Origin of the sequence: Mesorhizobium sp. M0496 (assembly GCF_040321205.1) — a bacterium.
In the GTDB taxonomy this organism is placed as follows: domain Bacteria; phylum Pseudomonadota; class Alphaproteobacteria; order Rhizobiales; family Rhizobiaceae; genus Mesorhizobium.
This window is the reverse complement of sequence record NZ_JAMYRC010000012.1, coordinates 86026-106254: the sequence shown is the minus strand read 5'-3', so window position 1 is coordinate 106254 and position 20229 is coordinate 86026. Positions and strand designations below refer to the sequence as shown.

Genomic DNA, 20229 nt, shown 5'->3' with positions numbered 1-20229 from the left:
ATTTCGCCTTGACGTATCCGTGAATGTTTTGTTTGTATATGAATGTAGCACTTCTTGTCATCAGACGAGTTGCGGTCGCCGCGGAGGCGGCACCAAGGGAGGATACCAATGAACAGACTGCTTTCCGGCGTGTGCGCCGGTGCATTGTTGCTTGCGTCAGGTGCAGGCGCGGCGCTTGCCGGCGACCTGCCCGGCAAGTTCGAAGGCGTGACCGTCGACGTGAAGCTGATCGGTGGCCAGCAATATGAAAAGCTCTACGAGCGCATTCCCGAATGGGAGAAGGCGACCGGCGCCAAGGTCAACATCCTGACCAAGAAGAACGGCTTCGACATCGACAAGGAGCTCAAGTCCGACATCGCCTCGGGCAGCACCAACTGGTGCGTCGGCTGGAACCATTCGTCGTTCGCGCCGCAATATACGAGCCTGTACACAGACCTTAGCAAATTGCTGCCCAAGGCAGAGATCGACGCCTTCGTGCCGTCGACGATCACATCCGCAACCATCGACGGCAAGCTGGAGATGCTGCCGCGCGCGCAGTTCGACGTTTCGGCGCTCTACTACCAGAAGAGCCTGTACGGGAACGCCGACAACAAGACCAAGTTCAAGGCGAAATACGGCTATGACCTGGTGCCGCCGGACACCTGGAAGGAAGTCACCGACCAGGCCGAATTCTTCGCCAACCCGCCCAATTTCTACGGCACGCAATTCGCCGGCAAGGAAGAGGCGATCAACGGCCGCTTCTACGAGATGGTCGTCGCCGAGGGCGGCGAGTACCTCGACAAGGACGGCAAGCCGGTCTTCAATTCCGAGGCCGGCATCCGGGCGCTCGACTGGTTCGTCAACCTCTACAAGGCCAAGGCCGTGCCTGCCGGAACCACCAACTACCTGTGGGACGATCTCGGCCAGGGCTTTGCTTCGGGCACCGTCGCCATCAATCTCGACTGGCCGGGCTGGGCCGGCTTCTTCAACGATCCGAAATCGTCGAAAGTCGCCGGCAATGTCGGCGTCAAGGTTGCGCCGAAGGGTTCTTCAGGCAAGCGCACCGGCTGGTCTGGTTTTCATGGCTTCTCCGTGACCGAGAACTGCCCGAACAAGGAGGCCGCGGCTTCCCTAGTGTGGTGGCTGACCAACGAGGACAGCCAGAAGCTCGAAGCCGCCGCAGGTCCGCTGCCGACCCGCACGGCCGTGTGGGACTGGGACCTGAAGCAGGCCGAAAACGATCCTTACAAGAAGGAGGTTCTCACCGCCTTCCAGGAAGAGGCCAAGCACGCTTTTGCCGTGCCGCAGACGCCTGAATGGATCGAGATTTCGAACGCCGTCTATCCCGAACTGCAGGCGGCGATCCTCGGCGACAAGACGTCCAAGCAGGCACTGGATGACGCCGCCGCCAAGGCGACGCAAATCCTCCAGGACGCCGGCAAGCTCTAGTAGCGGTTCCCAGGGCTGCCTCCCCCATTAGAAAATGGGGGAGGCGATCGCGTTTCGCTGGACGCCAGCGGTTTACGCTGATCCTTCGCCCCGGGCCCGCGCACTGCCGTCCAATGCAAACACCTCAAGGATTCTGATGAAGGGCTTCAAGCCATCCGCGCCATTCCTGCTGCTGCTTCCGGCCATGATCGTGCTGGCGGCAGTGGTCGTGGTGCCGCTGCTTCTGTCGCTTTATTCGAGCTTCACGCCGTTCCGCCTGACGCGGCCCGAGACATTCTACGTCTTCATCGGCATCCGGAATTATCTTTCGATCCTGTCCAACACCGATTTCTGGTGGGCCTTCGGCCGCACTGTGCTGCTGCTGACCATCGCGCTCAATCTCGAAATGCTGCTTGGCCTTGGCCTCGCCATGCTGGTCGAGAAGGCAACGCGCGGCCAGCGCATCCTGCGCACGCTGATGATGTTCCCGATGATGTTCTCGCCGATCCTCGTCGGCTTCCAGTTCAAGTTCATGTTCAACGACAATATCGGTCTGGTGAACAATGCCCTGCAGTCGCTCGGCATCACGCAGGACGCCATACCGTGGCTGATCGAAGGCCATCTCGCCTTCATCGCCATTTCGATCGCCGAGATCTGGTCGTCGACGGCGATCTTCGCCATCCTGATCCTCGCCGGACTGCTCGCCATGCCCAAGGAGCCGATCGAGGCGGCGCGGGTCGACGGTTGCACGCCATGGCAGACGTTCCGCTATGTGACGTGGCCGTTCGTCATGCCGTTCGCCTACATCGCCATGACCATCCGCTCGCTCGACGTCGCGCGCGCCTATGACATCGTCAAAATCATGACCGATGGCGGACCGGCGGGCCGCACCGAGCTGTTGTGGACACTGGTGGCACGCACCGCATACAGCGACGGGCGCATGGGCATGGCCAACGCCATGGCCTATTTCTCGATCCTGCTGTCGATCGCCTTCACCGTCTATTTCTTCAACAAGCTCGCCGCGGCGCGCACGCAAATCGGTGCTGAGTGGTGAAGATGGACGAGAACTCTTCCGCCCGCCTCAAGCGCCGGCTGCTGGGCGTCGTCTATCGCATCGGCCTGTTCCTGGCGATGCTGACCATCTGCTTGCCGGGCCTATGGATCGTCCTCTCGTCGCTGCGGCCGGCGGTCGAGATCATGGCCAAGCCGCCGGTGTGGATTCCGCAGGAAATTTCGTTCGACGCCTATATCGCGATGTTCAGCGGCATCGGCAAGGGCGGCATCCCTGTCATCGAATATTTCCGCAACTCGCTGATCATCTCGGTGACCTCGACGGTCATTGCAGTGGCCATCGGCATGGCCGGCGGCTATGCCTTCGCGCGCTACCGCTTCCGCGGCAAGTCGAGCGTCTTTCTCGGCCTGATGCTGACGCGCACGGTGCCTGGCATCGCGCTGTCGCTGCCGCTGTTCTTCCTTTATGTGCGGCTCGGCATCATCGACACGCATTTTGGGCTGATCCTTGCCTATGTCGCGCTCAATGTGCCGTTCACGATCTGGCTGATCGACGGATTCTTCCGCCAGGTGCCCAAGGACCTCGCGGAGGCGGCACAGATCGACGGCTGCACGCGCTGGCAGGCATTCTGGCAGGTCGAGTTTCCGCTCGCCGGGCCGGGTATTGCGTCGGCCGCGATCTTCGCCTTCCTGACCTGCTGGAACGAGTTCGCGCTGGCCTCGCAACTGACCCGCTCGGTGAGCGCCAAGACGCTGCCGGTCGGCCTGCTCGACTACACGGCCGAGTTCACCATCGACTGGCGCGGCATGTGCGCGCTGGCCGTGGTTATGATCATTCCGGCGCTCACCCTCACCTACATCGTCCAGAAACACCTAGTCGGCGGCCTGACCTCCGGTGCGGTGAAAGGCTGATCCAATGGCAACCGTTACCCTCACCAAGCTGACCAAGCGCTACGGCAATATCGGCATCGTGCACGGCATCGATCTCGAGATCGCCGACCGCGAATTCATCGCGCTGGTCGGCCCCTCCGGCTGCGGCAAGTCGACGACACTGCGCATGATCGCCGGGCTGGAAGAGATCAGCGCCGGCTCGATCGAGATCGGCGGGCGCGTCGTCAACGATCTGCCGCCGCGGTCGCGCAACATCTCGATGGTATTCCAGTCCTATGCGCTCTACCCGCACATGACGGTGCGCGAGAATCTCGGCTTCTCCCTGAAGATCGCAGGTGCTGCCAAGGAAGATATGGATCGTCGCGTCGCCGAGGCCTCGGCCATTCTTGGCCTCGACACGCTGCTCGACCGACGCCCCTCGCAACTCTCCGGCGGCCAGCGCCAGCGCGTCGCCATGGGCCGGGCCATCGTGCGCGACCCCGATGTGTTCCTGTTCGACGAGCCCCTCTCCAATCTCGATGCCAAATTGCGCACGCAGATGCGCACCGAGATCAAGAAGCTGCATGCCAAGGTGCAGTCGACGGTGATCTACGTCACACATGACCAGGTCGAGGCGATGACGCTTGCCGATCGCATCGTCATCATGCGCGACGGTCATATCGAACAGGTCGGCACCCCCGATGAGGTCTTCCGGCGGCCGGCGACGCGTTTCGTTGCCGGCTTCATCGGCTCGCCGCCGATGAATTTGCATGAGGCGACGATCGATGACGGCAAGCTGGTTTTCGCCAGCGGCGAAAAGCTGCCGCTGCCCGGCCAGTTCAAGGCCAATGTCGCGACCGGGGACAAGGTCGTGTTCGGGCTGCGGCCAGACGACATCTATCCGACCGGCCACGGGATCAGCTCCGGTGGCGCTGCCGACGTCCACCAGATCGAACTGCCGATCACGGTCACCGAACCGCTCGGCAACGAGACACTGGTGTTCGTCGAATTCAATCGCGAAGACTGGGTTTCGCGGATGCTGAACCCGAGACCACTGCGGCCGGGCGAGCGGGTCGCCATGAGCCTCGACATGTCACAGGCGCATCTGTTTGCCACTGAGACCGGAAAGACATTGCGGAGCTGATCGGCATGGCCAGAATCGAGAAAGTCGAATTGCGAATGGTGGACCTTGTGCCCAAGGTCAAGCGCACGGACGCGATCCAGAGCTTCGTCAGCCAGGAAACGCCGATCGTCACGATCACCGATTCCGACGGCGCGGTCGGTACCGGTTACAGCTACACGATCGGCACCGGCGGCTCGTCGGTGATGCGGCTTCTCTCCGATCATCTGGCGCCGCGGCTGATCGGCCGCGACCCCGACATGATCGAGGCGATCTGGCACGACCTCGAATTCGCCACGCATGCCACGACGATCGGCGCGATCACCGCAATCGCGATCGCCGCGATCGATACCGCGCTGTGGGATCTGCGGGCCAAGAAGCAGAACCTGCCGCTATGGAAACTTGCCGGCGGCGCCAAGGATCGTTGTCCGCTCTACACCACCGAAGGCGGCTGGCTGCACATCGAGACGCAGGCTCTGGTCGATGACGCGCTGGCCGCCAAGGCCAAGGGTTTTCGCGGTTCGAAGGTGAAGATCGGCAGGCCGCATGGATCAGAGGATCTTGCCCGCCTGTCGGCGGTGCGCAAGGCGGTCGGCGATGGCTACGAGATCATGACCGATGCCAATCAAGGGTTTTCGGTCGACGAGGCGATCCGGCGCGCCGCGAGACTGCGCGAACTCGACCTCGCCTGGATCGAGGAGCCGCTGCCAGCCGACGACATTGACGGGCATGTGCGATTGTCGAACTCGACGCCGACGCCGATCGCCATTGGCGAGTCACTGTATTCCATCCGCCATTTCCGCGAATACATGCAGAAAGGCGCCTGTTCGATCGTGCAGGTCGATGTCGGCCGCATCGGCGGCATCACGCCCTGGCTCAAGATCGCCCATGCGGCGGAGGCCTTCGACATCCCGGTCTGCCCGCATTTCCTGATGGAACTGCATGTCAGCCTGACATGCGCTGTTCAGAACGGCAGGTATGTCGAGTACATTCCGCAGCTCGACCAGTTGACCGGCAAGCATATGCGCATCGAAGATGGCCAGGCGCTGGCACCCGACGAGCCAGGCATCGGGATCGATTGGGACTGGGACGCGGTCAAGGCCATGAGCATCGCCGAATTCACCACGGCGATCACGAAGTAGAGGAACGAACATGCAGCGGATGGGGATGGTTCTGGGGCTAAAGCCTGAAAAGGTCGAGGAGTATGTCCGCCTGCACGCCGCCGTCTGGCCCGACGTGCTGACCATGATCTCGGCCTGCAACATCAAGAACTATTCGATCTACCTGAAGCGGCCGGAGAACCTGCTGTTCAGCACGTTCGATTACCATGGCACCGACTACGAAGCCGACATGGCCAAGATGGCGGCCGACCCGAAGACACAGGAATGGTGGGCGGTCTGCATGCCTTGCCAGGAACCGCTGGCGACACGCAAGGAGGGCGAATGGTGGGCAGCGATGGACGAGGTCTTCCATCATGACTGAAGGCGGTTTCGACCCTGCCTTGCTCGTCCAGTCCTGGCCCAAACCTTCGACGCCCCGGCCGGTCGTCACCTTCGGCGCCGGATCGATCGTCGGCGATGCGCATTTCCCGGCCTATCGGAAGGCCGGCTTTCCTGTCGCCGGCCTCTACGACCCCGACCACGCCAGAGCTGAAAAACTGGCCAGCCAATGGGGTGTGACAGCCTTTCGCTCGGCGGAGGAAGCGGCCGCTGTCGAGGGTGCGATCTTCGACCTCGCCACGCCGCCCTCACGTCACGCCGATGTGCTGAAATTCTTGCCCGATGGCGCGGTGGCGCTGATCCAGAAGCCGATGGGCAGCAACCTCACTGAAGCAACCGCAATCCTTGAGATCTGCCGCGCCAAAAAGCTCCATGCGGCAGTGAACTTCCAGCTACGCTTCGCGCCCATGATGCTGGCGCTCAAGGACGCCATCGCTAAGGGCTGGCTCGGCGAGGTCGTCGACTTCGACGCCTGGCTGGCGCTGGCGACACCGTGGGAACTTTGGGAGTTCCTGCTCAAGGCGCCGCGGGTCGAAATCGCCATGCATTCGATCCACTATCTCGATCTGATCAGGCAGTTGCTTGGCGACCCCAAAGGCATCCATGCCAAGACGCTTGGCCATCCCAACCATAAGGTGGCGCAGACGCGCACCAGCGCTATTCTCGACTATGGCGACACCGTGCGCTGCGCCCTGTCGATCAACCACGACCACAAATTCGGACGCCGGCACCAGGCCTGCGAGTTCCGCATCTGCGGCACCGAGGGCGCTGCCTATCTCAAGCTCGGTCTCAACCTCGATTATCCCACAGGTGAGCCCGATGTGCTGGAGATCTACCCCAAGGGCGGAACGGACTGGATCGCCGTGCCCTTGGCCGGCGAGTGGTTTCCCGATGCCTTCGTCGGCCGCATGACCAATGTCCAACGTTTCGCGGCCGGAGAAGATGCTACGCTGATCAGTCCGGTCGAGGATGCGTGGAGCACGATGGCGCTGGTCGAGGCCGCCTATCGGTCGAGTGCGGCACCGGCGACGCCGATCGCGGAAAGGCCCTGATGGAACAGATCCAGTATTTCGAGGACTATGAGATCGGCTCGTCGCGTCTCACCAGCGGCCGTACCGTCACCGAGACCGACTTCATAGTCCACGCCGGCCATACCGGCGATTTCTTTCCGCATCACATGGATGCCGAGTTCATGAAGACGACGCCGTTCGGCCAGCGCATTGCGCATGGCACGCTGGTGTTTTCCGTCGGCATCGGCCTGACGGCAACCATCGTCAACCCGGTCGCTTTTTCCTATGGCTATGACCGTCTGCGCTTCATCAAGCCGGTGTTCATCGGCGACACGATCCGCACGCGCACCACCATCGCGGCCAAGGAAGACGATCCCAAGCGGCCGGGTTCTGGACGAGTGATCGAACGCTGCGAAGTGATCAACCAGCGCGGCGAAGTCGTGCTGGCCGCCGACCACATCTACATTGTCGAACGCAGGCCCGCGCAGGGCTGAGACTCACCACCGTCTATGAGACGGTGGCCCAACCGGCATGAGGACCCGAGCCACGCCTCAAACTAGGATTTTCGCGACAGGCCATCTTCCCTGATCGCGCTGACCAGCGTCTCGCTTCCTTCGCGAAGATGCTGCCTCAGGATGACTATGGCCTTGTCGCCCTTGCGCCGCCGGCAGGCAGCCAGCAGATCGCGGTGCTCCGTCTGCGAGCGGTTGCGATAGTCCAGGTTCGACAAAAGGATGCGGACGTAACGATCGGCCGCATTGTGGTGCGCCTCGATCAGGCCGAGCAATCGATTGTTGCCGCAGGCATCGTAGAGAGCCAGATGAAAGGCCCTGTTCAGCGCGCCCCATCGGCCGACATTGCGCTCCGCGTCGATCTGGTCGAGCACCTGTTCCGCCTCATCGAGCTTCACGCCGGATAGGCTGGGTACTGAGAGCCGAAGCGCCTCGCTTTCGAGCAGCTCGCGCAGCGCGTAGATTTCACTGATCTCGGCGCTGTCCATCCGCGCGACCTGCGCGCCCTTTGTCGGATGGATGGAAACAATGCCCTCGGCCTCCAGCTGGCGAAGGGCATCACGAATGGGCATGCGACTGAAGCCGAACTGCTCGGCCAGTTCGTCCTGGCGCAGCGGAGTGCCCGCCTTTATGGTTCCATTGGCAATGGCCTCGCGCAAGACATTCGCGATTTGCTCGGCCACGGTCCGCGGCCCCTGCATCAAGCTTTCCGCAAATCCTCGCAATCGATGCTCCCGTTTCACGCAGCAGCGAGCCTAACGGAAAACCCGCTTTGTGGATATAAGTATGCCCGTATACTCATCGCTTTCGCCCGAATGGCCGGGAAAGCGCTCGGTGTCGCAAGAGCTGCCGGTCTCCACAACAGGCACAGTCCGATGCCTGTGATGTGAAGCGGTTGTCCGAAGTACGGCCAAGCCGGGTCGCCCAGCCTTCAGCCAGTCTGCGGCAGGTCAAGCGCGGAGCGCACCCGGCCGACACCACGCTTGTAGAGCATCGCACCTTGGGCAGGAGCGAGCAGATCGTCATGCGGCGTGAAGTCCACGATGCGCTTGTTGAAGGCGACCTCCCCGCACCCGGGAGCCAGGCAGTCGAGTTTTCCTTTCGGACATGAACTGAACTTGCAGAGTCGGCCCAGGTAATTGTCGCTGCCGGGTTCGATCAGAAAAACATCCAACTGGTGATCGGCAACGCTGATCCCTGTTCCCTTCTCAAAGGCCTCGCGCAGGGCAAGCGCGGCGGCGCGGCGCAGTTCGCCGAGGCGTTCCTGCGAGTCGAGCCAGAGTGCCAGATCGAGATCGCTGCATTCATGCCAGACCTCGATCCGTTCGCGCCGGAATTCGCTGAAGCGCGGCACCTCTTTCCAAAGCGGCTTCGCGACGGAGCCGATAACGGCCACCGCCCCCACCTCGCGGAAGCGCGTCCAGGCATCGGTGACGACATCAGCCGCCGCGCGGAACTGCCGCTGGCGTTCCAGCATGTAGCGATTTTGCTCGTCAATCGCCGCGCGCCGCATGTCAGGCCAACAATTTCATGAAATTGCGCTTGCGGCCGAAGCGGTCCTTCACATCCGCCAGATACGCGGCATGTTCGGATGCCATGCGCAGGCCGGCCATACGGCCGATCAAGACTGCCGCTTCCGCATAGGCATCGTTGCCACCAAACTGGGCCAGCTGGTTGACGCGTTCCGCGTAAATCTTCAGGGCCTCACGCGGATGCGTGACTTCGCTGGCCTGCGCAAGCTTCTCCTTTAGCCCCCCGGAAGCGCCGTGTTCGCGCGTATGTGCCCACGCCAACTCAAACTGCTTCTCCTCAATCAGGATGCTGATAAGCAGATCGGCCGGATAATACCAGGTTGACGGCTTCTCGCGCGCCAGTCTGGATTGGAGACGCTCGATCGCGCGATCGCGCGCCTCCTTGCCACCCGACTTGCACAGCCGTTGATACAGTCCGAGGCTCGGCGCCTTCTCGAATGCGCGCCACAGATGCGCTTCAGCGTCCGCATCGCGACCGGCTGCGGTCAGCAGGTCGACTGCAAAGAAAACGAGCTGCTCGTCAGGTCGGTCATCCTCGAACATCCACAGGCCATCCTCGGCCCAGCGCAAAGCCTCTTCCGCACGACCTTGCGAGAGGCAGAATTTGGCGATTTGCAGATAGGCTTGCTGTGAGGACAGATGCTTGGCGCGAAGCGCAATGCGCGCCTCCACGTCGCCATCGCGTTCGGCAAAGAAGTCGAGGATTTCCTGGAGCCTGAAATGGTCCCCAGACAGTATGTGACCCGCCCGGTTCCTGCTGGCGGTCGCGGGCAACTCATCCCAAGCCTCGGTGGCAAGGCGACGGTATTCAGCCAATCCTTCCTCGCCGAGGATGTCGCCATAGACCCCGGCCGCGCCAGCAAAGGTGTCGTATTCACCGTTCATCTCGCGTGCGAAAAGGTCACGCGCCAGGGACAAGGGTTCGCGAGGCGCCTCCAAGGCAGCGTTGCAGTGAATTTCGCATGCCCGTTCGAGAAGTGGGGCGCAATGGCCATCGGAATCGTCCACGCCCTCGATGGCAGCCTCGATCCGATCGACGGCTCGCATAGCGAGCCGCATGACGATGCCCGCATGCTTGCTCGAGACCGAGGCGATCACGTCGAGCGCCTCGTCCACGCCTTGGGCCCAGTCAGGCACCTCGCGGTAGTCTATGAAGCCATTCGTGGCGGTTGCGCCGTCAATCATCTTGCCGAGACGCGCCTCGAGAGTCCTCTCGTCACCATGTGTAGCGAGCGCGGCCATTTCGAGCTTACGCAACAGGATCGGGTCGCGCTCGGCAAAATCCATGATCATCTCGACGAGTGTCGCGATGTCCTTGCTCTCCAGATGTTGGCGAATGCCCGCGAAGACGTCGAGGCTTTCCGCTTCAGCGTCGCTGACTACCGCATTTGCCGCCAGCGCTGTTGCCACCAAATGCTTGCAATAGCCCCAATCCTCGAAGGCGCGGCAGGAACACGTGCCGTCGACCGACTCTGCACGCCCCATCAGCTCAACGCGATAGTCCTCCGTGCCGGCAACCTGCGCCAGCACGCGCTTCGACCCGACGGTCAGCAGTCGCACCAGCCCGTCACGCCAGTAGGCCTCGCCGCGCGAGTACACCTTGCTGCCGACAAGGTCGCGCAGGGCATCGACATCGAAACGGGGTCGACTGTTCTTGCGGTTCATAGTGGCGGCTGGAGCCTCGAGTCAGCCGAGATGAGACGCAGGGCCTCGTCCAACGTAACGGTCGCGTGCAGCCGCCACCATGTTCCGGTGTGCCTGTGCCACATGAGGTCGAACCGGGTCTCGGCGAGATGCTCCTCCGCATGGTCGAGCCGGGCGAAGGGAGCGTTGAATTCTTCACCTTCATCCGAACGGTAGCGCGCGGAGAAACCGTATTTGCTTCCTCGCCACTTGCCGAAAATGTCTAGCGGATAGTCGAGCCGATTCGGCCGGCCGTGGATGAACCGTGGCTTCAGAACATCGGCGATGAAACGCTCGCAGTCGGCGGCGATGGCCAGCTTCTCGCCGGCCGAAAGTTTCTTGACCCACACCATCGCGTTCCCGCTATCGCCGCCAAGAGCGCTGTGGTGCTACCCTCAGCCATGCGGCTATCGCCGTTTATGATAATCGACCGATCCGGTGAGGCAATCCTTTTGAGGCAAGATGCCTCCGAATTTGCGGGAACTGCCTGATGGTCTCTTCGCATTCGGCGGCTGCGGATCTTTCAGCCAACTCCTCTCACACCAGCCATTCTCTCACCCCCGGGCGAGAAAGAACCGCGCGCATCCGCTCTTCGGCGTCGGCAACAGCCAGCGCCATCGGCGCGCGGGTCGGGCCGCAATCGACGCCGATGACGCGGAAGGCCGCTTTCATGCCCGGCAGGACGCCGGTTTCCAGCAGCACCTCGACGAAATCCTGCGACACCATCTGCAGCACTTTCGCCCGTGCCAGATCGCCGGCGCGGATCGCCTGGTCGATCGCCACGTACAGTCTGCCGAGCAGATTGTAGGTGGTGCCGATGCCGCCATCGGTGCCGAGCATGCCGGCGGCGGCATAGATCTCGTCGAAGCCGTAGTAGAACAGTTTTTGCGGCTGCCGCTTGCGCAGCAATGAATATTTGAACAGGTCGGTGGAGGTGAATTTGATGCCGACGACATTGCCGAGATCGAGCAGCCGGACCAGGAGGTTGAGCGGCAATGGCCGGCCGGTGCGCAGGGGGATTTCGTAGACGATCAGCGGCAGATCCGTCGCCGCCGCCAGCCCCTGGTAGTAGCCAAAGACCTCTTCATCGGAGAATGGATAGGAATGCGGTGGCAGCGCCGACAGCGCGTGATAGCCGAGCTTTTGCGCCTGCCGTGCCAGGCGGATGGAATCGCGCAGGTTCGGCATGCCGACATGGGCAATCAGCCTGGTACCGCTGCTTGCAGCACTGGCGAACACCACCTCTTGCTGAGCCAGCAATTCGTCCACCGTAAGCAGGCCGGATTCGCCGCTGCTGCCGCCGACATAGAGCCCGGCCAGACCCTGGCGCAGGACATAGTCGTTGATGTTGCGCTGGCGCTGCGGATCGAACTCGCCGGCATCGCTCAGTCCGGTCATCAAGGCGGCATACATGCCCGCCAGTTTCTTGGTCATTTGGGGATCCTCAGTAGATTCAGAGATTTCATTGGGTTCCATCCCGGACAGATCGGGATGGAGGTTTTTTGTTTGACCATGGTCTTTTCCGAAAACCGGATTCCACTTTTCGGGATCATGGTCCATCGCCGGCACGGTGGCAGGCGACAAGATGCTGGCCAGAGATGGGCAAGCCGAAATCGCGCACCTCCGGCGTCACCCGCGTGCAGATGTCGCTCGCCAGGGGACAGCGCGGATAAAAATGGCAACCGGGCGGCGGCTTCGATGGATCGGGCACCGCACCGCCCAGCACGATGCGCTTGCGTGTTCCGCCGGCCTTGGGGTCGGGCACCGGGATCGCCGACAGCAGCGCGCGTGTATAGGGATGCAGCGGGCTGCCGAACACCATCGCCGTGGTGCCGATCTCGACGATCCGGCCCAGATACATCACCGCAACGCGGTCGCTGAGATAGCGGATCATCGACAAATCATGGCCGATGAACAGATAAGTCAGCCCGAGGCGCGCCTTGAGGTCGTCCAACAGATTGACGATCTGCGCCTGGATGGAGACGTCGAGCGCCGAGATCGGCTCGTCGGCAATAATGAATTTTGGATTGGCCGCCAGAGCGCGGGCAATGCCGACACGCTGGCGCTGGCCACCGGAGAGCTCGAACGGGTAGCGGTCGCGCAGCGCTTCCCGCAGGCCGACCAGCGCCAGCAATTCACTGACGCGGGTGTCGCGCGTCGCGCGGGTGCCGATCTTCTGGGCGCGCAGCCCCTCGCCGATGATGCGCCCGACGGTCATGCGCGGATTGAGCGAGCCGAACGGGTTCTGGAAAACTATCTGCATGTCGCGGCGGCGCTGCTTGAGCTGCTCGCCTGTCGCGCCTGCATAGTCCCTGCCTTCGAAGACGACACTGCCGGCGCTCGGACGCTCCAGGCCAAGCACGGCACGGCCGGTCGTCGACTTGCCGCAGCCGCTTTCACCGACCAGCGCCAGTGTCTCGCCGCGCAGCACCTCGAAGCTGACGCCATCGACCGCATGCACCGCGCCGACCTGCCGCCTGAGCACGCCGCGGCGGATGGGGAAATGCAGCTTGAGGTCGGAGACGACAAGCAGTGGTTCCTGCTTGGACGCCGCCGCTGCCGGAGCCGCGCCAGATGCGGCCGTCAGCGCACGTGGTAATCGCTCTACCTGTCGCCAGCGCCAGCATGCGGTGGTGTGGCCGGCGCCGACCATTTCCAGTGGCGGTTTCTGCTCGCGGCAGCGCGCCTCGGCATAATCGCAGCGCGGTGCGAAGGCGCAGAAGGTCGGCGGCAGGGTGACGTTGGGCGGCGCGCCCTTGATCGGCACCAACCTTGTGTTTGCCGCCGTCAGCGATGGAATCGAGTTCAATAGGCCGATCGTGTAGGGATGCGTCGTCGCCGAAAACAGTTCATCGACCGGCGCGCATTCGACGATCGAGCCCGCATACATCACCGCGACGCGGTCGACGAAACCCGCGACCAGGCTGAGATCATGGCTGATCCAGATGATCGCCATGCCGAGCTGTTTTTGCAGGCGGGCGACCAGCTCGACGATCTGCGCCTGGATGGTGACGTCGAGGGCCGTCGTCGGCTCGTCGGCGATCAGGATCGACGGCTTGCAGACCAGCGCCATGGCGATGCCGATGCGCTGCAATTGCCCGCCGGAGAACTGGTGTGGAAAGGCACGCATGCGCTGCGGCGCGTTGGCGATGCCGACCAGCGCTAGCATGTCGAGCGCCTGGCGCTCGGCCTGCGGCTGACTCAGGCCCTGGTGCTCTCGCAGCGCCTCGGTCAGCTGCAGGCCGATGGTCAGCACCGGGTTCAGCGACGACATCGGATCCTGGAAGATCATGGCGATGTCGCGGCCGCGGATCTGGCGCAATTCACTGTCTGATATGGCCAGGAGATCGCGGCCTCGAAACAACGCACGGCCGGAGGTGACCCGGCCGGGAGGCTTGCGGATCAGGCCCATCAACGTCTGCACGGTGACCGACTTGCCGGAGCCGCTTTCGCCGACGATGGCCAGCGACTCGCCTTCGGCAAGATCGAAGGAGACGTCGTTGACGGCATAGACGGAGCTGCCTTTGGGGCCGAATTCGACGCTTAGCCCTTGCACGGAAAGCACAGCTTGCTGCCCGATCCCCTTTGCTGCCCTGCCAACGGCAAGTGTGTCGGTGCCTGTCATTTGGCGCCCCCGCCCATGATGTGCTGCGGGTCGAGCGCGTCACGCAGGCCGTCGCCGACGAAGTTGATGCTGAGCACGGCCATCGCGATCATCGCGCCGGGCGGGATCCACATCCAGGGCTGGCTTTCCAGGATCGACAGCGTACGGGCATCACGCAGCATGTTGCCCCAACTGGCCGCCGGCGCCTGCGCGCCGAGGCCGAGGAAGGACAGCGAGGCCTCGAGCAGGATGACGGTGGCGACGTCGAGCGTGATCGCCACCAGGATCGGACTCAGCACGTTGGGCAATATGTGTTCGAGGATGATGACCGACGGCGGGGTGCCGAGCGAGCGCGCGGCGAGGATGAATTCCTGGTTGCGCAGCGCCAGGATCTCGCCGCGCGTCAGCCGGGCGATGGACGGCCAGCTGAGCAGGCCGATAACCACCATGGTGTTGAAGATGCTGGGGCCAACCACGGCGACGAAAGCGATGATGATGACCAGGCGGGGAAAGGTCAGCACCATGTCGATCAGGCTCATCAGCAAGAGATCGACCTTGCCGCCGAAATAGCCGGCAACGCAGCCGATGAAGATGCCTATTGCCGCCGAGATCGCGACGGCGACGAAGCCGACCGTCAGCGAGATGCGGCCGCCATAGAGTATGCGGGCAAAGATGTCGCGGCCGGTGCCGTCGGTACCGAGCCAATGCATGCCGCCGGGCGGCTGGTTGCGGCCGCGCAGGTCGATGTCGTTGGGGCCGTAATGCGCGATCAGCGGCGCCAGCACGCAAGCGAGCACGATGGTGGCGAGCATGATCAGTCCAAGCGTCGCCAGACGGTGGTTGAGGAAGCGGCGCGCCGCCTCTCCCCACAGGCCGCGCGAGGCGCCGGCGGCAATCGTCATGTCGGCGGCGGTGACGTCAGTCATAGCTCACCCTGGGGTCGAGCACGCTGTAGGCAAGGTCGGTCGCAAGGTTAGCCAGCATGACGATGATGGCGGTGATCAGCACATAGCCCATGATCACAGGGCTATCCCTGTTGACCACCGCGTCGATGAACATCAGGCCGATGCCCGGCCACTGGAAGATCGTCTCGATCACCACCGAGCCGCCGAACAGCGTCGGCAAAGTGAGGCCGAAGACGGTGACCAGCGGGATCAAAGCGTTGCGCAGGCCGTGGCGCAGCGTGATCGTGCTTGGCCGCAGGCCCTTGGCCTTGGCGGTGCGCATATAGTCCTGGTTTAGCACTTCGAGCATGCCGGCGCGGGCGTAGCGCATGAAGATCGCGGCGCGAAACAAAGCGAGCGCTACGGCAGGCAGGATCAGGTGCCTGAGATTGTCGACGAACGAGAAGCTGTCACCGGCAGTGGAAATGCCGGACGACGGCAACCAGCGCAATTCCAGTGCAAAGACGTAGACGAGCAGCAGCCCCATGAAGAAATCTGGGATCGACACGCCGACAAAGCCGCCCAGCGTCAGCGAATAATCGGTCAACTTGTATTGCCTGAGCGCCGAGATCACACCCAGCGTCGTGCCGATGATGAAGGCGACGAGCAGTGCCACCCCCATCAGTTCCAGCGTCATCGGCAGGCGCTCGGCGATGATCTCGCCGACGCTGCGGCCATTGACGAAGGAGCGGCCGAGATTGCCGTGCAGGATCTGGCCGATCCAGTTGAGGTATTGGATGTAGAGCGGCTGGTCGAGGCCGAGCTCGCCGCGCCGCATCGCGATCAGCGCCTCGCTCGACGGCGCCTCCGCCGTGATCATCGCCAGCACGGCATCGCCCGGCATGGCATGCGCGATCACGAAGACGATGACGGTGACGCCGAACAGCACCGGGATGCTGAGCAGCAGCTTGTGCAAGAGATAGCTGAGCACCGGCTTCTCCTATCGCTGAAGGCGGCTGTTGAGGCGGTGGGTCACGAGGTTTCCAGAGCCTCATGACAAACCGATGAGGATGTCTACGCAGCGGCCTATTTGGCCACTTCCCACTTCTCGACTTCGTTGTAGACCGGGTGGTTGAAGATCACGAGCGGCTGCTCCTTGAAGTGCTGCGCCAGGCCAACGATGCGGTTGTTGAAAGCCAGCGGCCGCACCTCGTTCCACAGCCAGGCCTTAGGCAGCTCCTGGTTGAGGATGCGTGACGCCTCCTGATAGCTCTCGGCACGCACCGTGCGGTCGGCCGATTCCAGCCCCTTGTTGAACAGTTCATCGACCTTGGGATTGCAATAGCCCATGCTGAGTGGCTTTGCGCCGCAGACGACGACCGGCGAGCCGAGCGAGGGATCGAGCCCCATGCCATTGGCGAAAAAGCCCATCTGGAAGCTGCCGTCGGCATAGGTCTGGTTGATTGCCGCCGGATCGAGCAGGCGCGGCTGGATGTTGACGCCGACGGCGGCCAGATAGCTCTGGATGGCGGTGACGGTGTCGACATTCATCTGGTCGGAATAGTAGTAGATGAAATCGACCGGCTGGCTGCCGTCCCAGCCCGCTTCGGTGAGCAATTGCTTGGACTTGTCGGGATTGTAGTCGTAGGGCTCGAGATTCTTAGCGCGCGCCCAGTCTTGCGGAAAGAGTGTGTTCGACAGTTCGCCAGCGCCCTGCTTGACCGTATCGATGATGGCCTTGCGGTCGATGGCGTAGAGCATCGCCTGGCGCACCCGCACGTCGGCGAAGCGCTTGTTCTCCAGGTTGAACTGCAGATAGGTCGGCAGGCCGGCGGAGAATTTCGGCAGCACCGTCAGATAGTCGAGCTTCTGCAGCCGGGCGAGTTCGGAGATCGGCACGCCGCCGCCCTCATAAGACATGGCGTCGACCTCCTGCGTCTCGAGTGCGGCGATGATCGGCGGCACGTCCTTGTAGATCTGGTAGATGATGCGCTCGAGTTTCGGCGCGCCCAGGAAATAGTCGGGGTTGCGGTCGACCTCGACATACTGGTCGCTCTCGTATTTCTTCCAGATGAACGGTCCAGTGCCGACGCGGTTGATCCAGAAGGCGTTGCCCTTGACGTCCTGCGGCGCGACCTTGCCCAGTATGTGTTCCGGGAAGATGCTGATGGCGATAAGCTGCAACTCCACCCAAAGCGGCTTGGCGCTGTCGAGTTCGACCTGGACGGTCGTGTCGTCAAGCGCCTTGACCCCGGCAAGCGAGGAGGCCGAGCCATCTTGGAACGCCTTGTACCCGGCCACGGCCGAGAGCTTCTGCGCCCATGGCGAGTTGACTTTCGGGTTGGCGTAGAGGTTGAGGCTGAACACCACGTCCTTGGCTGTGAAGGGCGTTCCGTCATGCCATTTGACGGCGTGGCGCAGGCTGAAGACATAGGTCTTGCCGCCATCCGGCGTCTTCCAGCTTTCGGCCAGCATCGGCTGCACGCCATCGCCCGTCCATTTGATGTGGACCAGTCCCTGCAGCACGGTCTCATCGAGGCGGTGGCCGCAGGTGGTGTGCAGCGTTCCCATCTCGATGCAGCCGGTGCGCATGGCGGAACGGAACGTGCCGGCGCCCTCGGCTTTGGCAATCACTGCGGCAAACATCAGTGCCAGCGCCGGTACAAGACTCATCAGAAATCGTCTCATGGAATTCTCCTCCCATTGCTTTCCGCCGGTCGAAATCGGGGCGATGCCCCCTGCTCCAGGCCTGCTCCCGCGTCAGACCCTCACCTGTCGCGCCGACCGCCGCGCCATTGGCCGGCGGCGGTCTCCTCCAACCCTTCGGTTCCGCAAGTCCTCGCTTGCGGCGACTGGTCTAATAGCTTAAAAGGTAGACCATGCACAATATGCCGGTTCGAAAAAAATTGTCCGATGAAGTCCGCCTCCGCCTGGAGGAGATGATCCGCGACGAGGTCTATCCGGTCGGCGCCTCGCTGCCGTCCGAGCGCGACCTGATGTCGATGTTCGATGTCGGGCGCCCCTCGGTACGCGAGGCGCTGTTTGCGCTGGAGAAAATGGGGTTGGTGCGCATCAGCAGCGGCGAGCGGCCGAAGGTGACGCGGCCGACGTCAAAGAACATGCTGGAGCAACTGACGGGCACGGCGCATCTGTTGATGGACCAGCCCGACGGCATCGGTCATTTCGAGCAGTTGCGGCTGTTTCTCGAAGTCTCGATCGCGCGCCATGCCGCCGAGGTGGCAACGCGCGAACAGGTCGAGACCCTTGCGGCGGCACTTGCCGAGAACGAACGCGCCATCCCGCGGGCCCGCGCCTTCGCTGTCACCGATGTCGCGTTTCACCGGGTGCTGACCGCGATTCCCGGCAACCCGATCTTCCTCGCCGCGCACGAAGCGCTGGTGGAATGGCTAATCAACCAGCGCATCCACATGGCCAACACCGAAGTGGAAAACCGCAGGAGCTTTGCCGGCCATAAAGCCGTGTTCGAGGCCATCGAGCGGCACGACCCGGAAGCGGCCGGGCGGGCAATGCGCGAGCACCTGGAAAACGCCCGCCGCAAGTTCAATTCGGGCCTGGCGAAACCGGACTAGGCTCGCCCGTCTTCACGCTCGACCATCAGCCCGTTGCGCTGATCAACCAGCTTCTAGAGTTCGCTCCAATCTTTCGCGTCAGCCGCCGAAGCGCGGCTCCGCGACGCCCTTGATGCCAAGACCGGTGATGGCGAACAGGCTGCCGCCAACGAGCACCACCAGCAGATGTTCGCGGCATTGCGCAACCGGGATGCCGAGGCGGTCAGGGCCGCAGTCCGCGCCGATATCGACGCGGCATTCGACGTGCTGGTCGATCTTCTGAAGTAGCTTTCGGCCCCGGTCTCCGACGACCGATCACATCTCTTCAGGACAAATGCGCGGCGGCGTCATTGCTGACGCTTGCCTATTTGGTATGCTGGTATAATATGTACCTGACATAGCGTGTCTCTGGGAGGTTGCGCTGTGCTTGTGTGGCAAGCCAAGCCGATCGTGTTTTTGGGAGGAAATACCATGAGATTTGTAACTGTGGCGGCGCTCGCCAGCGCCGCAATGGTGGGTGTTGCCGTGGTGCCGGCAATGGCATCTGCGGATGCGCCGGTCATCGCGCTCGCCAACGCCTATTACGGGAACACCTGGCGGCACCAGATGGTGGAAGCGTTCGAAGCCTCTGCCAAGGAAGCCAAGGCCGCCGGTCAGATCGCCGACTATATCGTCATGAACGGCGATGGTTCGGTGGCGCAGCAAAACAGCCAGATCGCCGAACTGATCCTGAAGAAGGTCGACGTGCTCGCCGTCGACGCCGCCTCGGAAACAGCGGTCAATGGCATCATCGAGAAAGCCTGCAAAGCCGGCATCATCGTCATCTCTTTCGATTCGGTGGCCTCGGCGCCCTGCAACTACCAGCTCAATTTCGACTTCAAGGGCTACAAGGCAACCCAGGCCGAGGCTGTCTTCAAGATGCTCGGCCGCAAGGGCAACGTCCTGCAGGTGCGCGGCGTGAAGGGTTCGGCGCCCGACAACGACATGTTCAACGCGCAGCAGTCGGTGCTGGCGAAGTATCCCGACATCAAGGTGGTCGCGACCGTCTATGGCCAGGCGACCGCCTCGGTGGCGCAGGCGGCGATCGCCAATGTGCTGCCCAGCCTGCCGCATGTCGACGCCGTGCTCGGCCAGGGCGGCAGCGACGATGTCGGCATCGCGCAGGCCTTCGTCCAGTATGGTGGCGACTACGCCGGCAAGATGCCGATCATCGAGGGTGGCGGCGGCACCGACTTCGTCAAATGGTGGGCCGAGGAGAACGCCAAGAACGGCTACCAGACGGTGTCCATGAACACCACGCCGGGCATCGGCGGTGCTGCCTTCTGGCTCGGCCTGTCGCTGCTGAAGGGCGCCCAAGCGCCCAAGCTGATGATCATGCCGGTGGCGACGGTCGATGCCGGCAACCTCAAGGAATACGCCAAGCTGCCGGGCGGCCAGATCATCAGCCCCAGCTATTCGCTGGACTGGGTCAAGCAGAACCTGCTGAGCAAGTAACGCGGCCTATCGACCGGGCGCTGCCGAACGGCCG

Annotated in this window: 19 protein-coding genes and 1 pseudogene; 11 read left to right on the top strand and 9 right to left on the bottom strand. The window is 62.7% G+C overall.

Translation table 11 applies throughout. The features are described from left to right. Positions 1-108 precede the first annotated feature (108 nt). The 8 genes from NKI73_RS13645 to NKI73_RS13610 all read left to right on the top strand — a co-directional run bounded on the left by NKI73_RS13645 (position 109) and on the right by NKI73_RS13610 (position 7411). The gene (locus NKI73_RS13645) at positions 109-1428 is read left to right on the top strand and encodes an ABC transporter substrate-binding protein (protein ID WP_352630361.1); all 1320 of its coding nucleotides are present in this window, start codon (positions 109-111) and stop codon (positions 1426-1428) included. A gap of 136 nt (positions 1429-1564) precedes the next feature. Beyond that, on the top strand, positions 1565-2461 hold the full coding sequence (locus NKI73_RS13640) for a carbohydrate ABC transporter permease (RefSeq protein WP_023808865.1): 897 nt from the start codon (positions 1565-1567) through the stop codon (positions 2459-2461). A gap of 2 nt (positions 2462-2463) precedes the next feature. After that, positions 2464-3330, top strand: a complete 867-nt coding sequence (locus NKI73_RS13635; protein ID WP_352630359.1) for a carbohydrate ABC transporter permease — start codon at positions 2464-2466, stop codon at positions 3328-3330. Between the two features lie 4 nt (positions 3331-3334). Next, positions 3335-4432, top strand: coding sequence for an ABC transporter ATP-binding protein (locus NKI73_RS13630; RefSeq protein ID WP_352630357.1), 1098 nt, complete (start codon positions 3335-3337; stop codon positions 4430-4432). 5 nt (positions 4433-4437) lie between these two features. Next, complete coding sequence (locus NKI73_RS13625) at positions 4438-5550, top strand: mandelate racemase/muconate lactonizing enzyme family protein (RefSeq protein ID WP_352630356.1); 1113 nt, start codon at positions 4438-4440, stop codon at positions 5548-5550. A gap of 10 nt (positions 5551-5560) precedes the next feature. Continuing rightward, a complete protein-coding gene (locus tag NKI73_RS13620; RefSeq protein WP_352630354.1) occupies positions 5561-5890 on the top strand; it encodes an L-rhamnose mutarotase in 330 nt (109 codons plus the stop codon). Next, positions 5883-6959 (top strand): Gfo/Idh/MocA family protein, encoded by a 1077-nt coding sequence (locus NKI73_RS13615; RefSeq protein ID WP_352630352.1) that lies wholly within the window; start codon positions 5883-5885, stop codon positions 6957-6959. The genes NKI73_RS13620 and NKI73_RS13615 overlap by 8 nt, the downstream gene beginning before the upstream one ends. After that, complete coding sequence (locus NKI73_RS13610) at positions 6956-7411, top strand: MaoC/PaaZ C-terminal domain-containing protein (protein ID WP_352630441.1); 456 nt, start codon at positions 6956-6958, stop codon at positions 7409-7411. The genes NKI73_RS13615 and NKI73_RS13610 overlap by 4 nt, the downstream gene beginning before the upstream one ends. 62 nt (positions 7412-7473) lie before the next feature. Here the strand turns inward: NKI73_RS13610 and NKI73_RS13605 are convergent, their stop codons facing one another. From NKI73_RS13605 to NKI73_RS13565, 9 genes are all read right to left on the bottom strand, one after another. Beyond that, complete coding sequence (locus NKI73_RS13605) at positions 7474-8130, bottom strand: GntR family transcriptional regulator (protein ID WP_352630350.1); 657 nt, start codon at positions 8128-8130, stop codon at positions 7474-7476. Positions 8131-8360: 230 nt separating this feature from the next. After that, entirely contained in the window at positions 8361-8942 is a 582-nt protein-coding gene (locus NKI73_RS13600) for a hypothetical protein (protein WP_352630348.1), read from the bottom strand. Between the two features lies 1 nt (position 8943). Continuing rightward, positions 8944-10626, bottom strand: a complete 1683-nt coding sequence (locus NKI73_RS13595) for an SWIM zinc finger family protein (protein WP_352630346.1) — start codon at positions 10624-10626, stop codon at positions 8944-8946. Then, positions 10623-10997: a DUF3024 domain-containing protein gene (locus NKI73_RS13590; protein WP_352630344.1), complete on the bottom strand. Its 375-nt coding sequence runs from the start codon at positions 10995-10997 to the stop codon at positions 10623-10625. Before NKI73_RS13590 ends, NKI73_RS13595 begins: the two co-directional genes overlap by 4 nt. A 184-nt stretch (positions 10998-11181) precedes the next feature. Next, on the bottom strand, positions 11182-12078 hold the full coding sequence (locus tag NKI73_RS13585) for a dihydrodipicolinate synthase family protein (protein ID WP_352630342.1): 897 nt from the start codon (positions 12076-12078) through the stop codon (positions 11182-11184). A gap of 115 nt (positions 12079-12193) precedes the next feature. Beyond that, positions 12194-14269 (bottom strand): ABC transporter ATP-binding protein, encoded by a 2076-nt coding sequence (locus NKI73_RS13580; protein ID WP_352630340.1) that lies wholly within the window; start codon positions 14267-14269, stop codon positions 12194-12196. After that, positions 14266-15174 carry an oligopeptide ABC transporter permease gene (opp4C, locus tag NKI73_RS13575; protein ID WP_352630338.1) on the bottom strand — a complete coding sequence of 303 codons (909 nt, stop codon included), beginning with the start codon at positions 15172-15174 and terminating at the stop codon, positions 14266-14268. Before opp4C ends, NKI73_RS13580 begins: the two co-directional genes overlap by 4 nt. Then, positions 15167-16123: an ABC transporter permease gene (locus NKI73_RS13570; protein ID WP_352630336.1), complete on the bottom strand. Its 957-nt coding sequence runs from the start codon at positions 16121-16123 to the stop codon at positions 15167-15169. The genes opp4C and NKI73_RS13570 overlap by 8 nt, the downstream gene beginning before the upstream one ends. 95 nt (positions 16124-16218) lie before the next feature. Continuing rightward, positions 16219-17820: an ABC transporter substrate-binding protein gene (locus NKI73_RS13565; RefSeq protein WP_352630333.1), complete on the bottom strand. Its 1602-nt coding sequence runs from the start codon at positions 17818-17820 to the stop codon at positions 16219-16221. A 191-nt stretch (positions 17821-18011) separates the two neighbouring features. Here NKI73_RS13565 and nanR point away from each other — a divergent pair, with 191 nt between their 5' ends. The 3 genes and pseudogenes from nanR to NKI73_RS13550 all read left to right on the top strand — a co-directional run bounded on the left by nanR (position 18012) and on the right by NKI73_RS13550 (position 20195). After that, positions 18012-18722: a transcriptional regulator NanR gene (nanR, locus tag NKI73_RS13560; protein ID WP_352630331.1), complete on the top strand. Its 711-nt coding sequence runs from the start codon at positions 18012-18014 to the stop codon at positions 18720-18722. 78 nt (positions 18723-18800) lie between these two features. Next, positions 18801-18989, top strand: a pseudogene (locus tag NKI73_RS13555) (FCD domain-containing protein); the annotation flags it as partial. 183 nt (positions 18990-19172) lie between these two features. Further along, positions 19173-20195 carry an ABC transporter substrate-binding protein gene (locus NKI73_RS13550; protein ID WP_352630329.1) on the top strand — a complete coding sequence of 341 codons (1023 nt, stop codon included), beginning with the start codon at positions 19173-19175 and terminating at the stop codon, positions 20193-20195. The last annotated feature ends 34 nt before the right edge of the window (positions 20196-20229 follow it).

Excerpts from the sequence above, each read along its gene's own strand:
- NKI73_RS13625 (WP_352630356.1), top strand. The coding sequence starts at position 4,438 with ATGGCCAGAATCGAGAAAGTCGAATTGCGAATGGTGGACCTTGTGCCC.
- NKI73_RS13635 (WP_352630359.1), top strand. The coding sequence starts at position 2,464 with ATGGACGAGAACTCTTCCGCCCGCCTCAAGCGCCGGCTGCTGGGCGTC.
- NKI73_RS13565 (WP_352630333.1), bottom strand. The coding sequence starts at position 17,820 with ATGAGACGATTTCTGATGAGTCTTGTACCGGCGCTGGCACTGATGTTT.
- NKI73_RS13600 (WP_352630348.1), bottom strand. The coding sequence starts at position 8,942 with ATGCGGCGCGCGGCGATTGACGAGCAAAATCGCTACATGCTGGAACGC.
- NKI73_RS13605 (WP_352630350.1), bottom strand. The coding sequence starts at position 8,130 with ATGCAGGGGCCGCGGACCGTGGCCGAGCAAATCGCGAATGTCTTGCGC.
- NKI73_RS13585 (WP_352630342.1), bottom strand. The coding sequence starts at position 12,078 with ATGACCAAGAAACTGGCGGGCATGTATGCCGCCTTGATGACCGGACTG.
- NKI73_RS13620 (WP_352630354.1), top strand. The coding sequence starts at position 5,561 with ATGCAGCGGATGGGGATGGTTCTGGGGCTAAAGCCTGAAAAGGTCGAG.
- NKI73_RS13615 (WP_352630352.1), top strand. The coding sequence starts at position 5,883 with ATGACTGAAGGCGGTTTCGACCCTGCCTTGCTCGTCCAGTCCTGGCCC.
- NKI73_RS13580 (WP_352630340.1), bottom strand. The coding sequence starts at position 14,269 with ATGACAGGCACCGACACACTTGCCGTTGGCAGGGCAGCAAAGGGGATC.
- NKI73_RS13645 (WP_352630361.1), top strand. The coding sequence starts at position 109 with ATGAACAGACTGCTTTCCGGCGTGTGCGCCGGTGCATTGTTGCTTGCG.
- opp4C (WP_352630338.1), bottom strand. The coding sequence starts at position 15,174 with ATGACTGACGTCACCGCCGCCGACATGACGATTGCCGCCGGCGCCTCG.
- NKI73_RS13640 (WP_023808865.1), top strand. The coding sequence starts at position 1,565 with ATGAAGGGCTTCAAGCCATCCGCGCCATTCCTGCTGCTGCTTCCGGCC.
- NKI73_RS13590 (WP_352630344.1), bottom strand. The coding sequence starts at position 10,997 with ATGGTGTGGGTCAAGAAACTTTCGGCCGGCGAGAAGCTGGCCATCGCC.
- NKI73_RS13630 (WP_352630357.1), top strand. The coding sequence starts at position 3,335 with ATGGCAACCGTTACCCTCACCAAGCTGACCAAGCGCTACGGCAATATC.
- NKI73_RS13550 (WP_352630329.1), top strand. The coding sequence starts at position 19,173 with ATGAGATTTGTAACTGTGGCGGCGCTCGCCAGCGCCGCAATGGTGGGT.
- nanR (WP_352630331.1), top strand. The coding sequence starts at position 18,012 with ATGCACAATATGCCGGTTCGAAAAAAATTGTCCGATGAAGTCCGCCTC.
- NKI73_RS13595 (WP_352630346.1), bottom strand. The coding sequence starts at position 10,626 with ATGAACCGCAAGAACAGTCGACCCCGTTTCGATGTCGATGCCCTGCGC.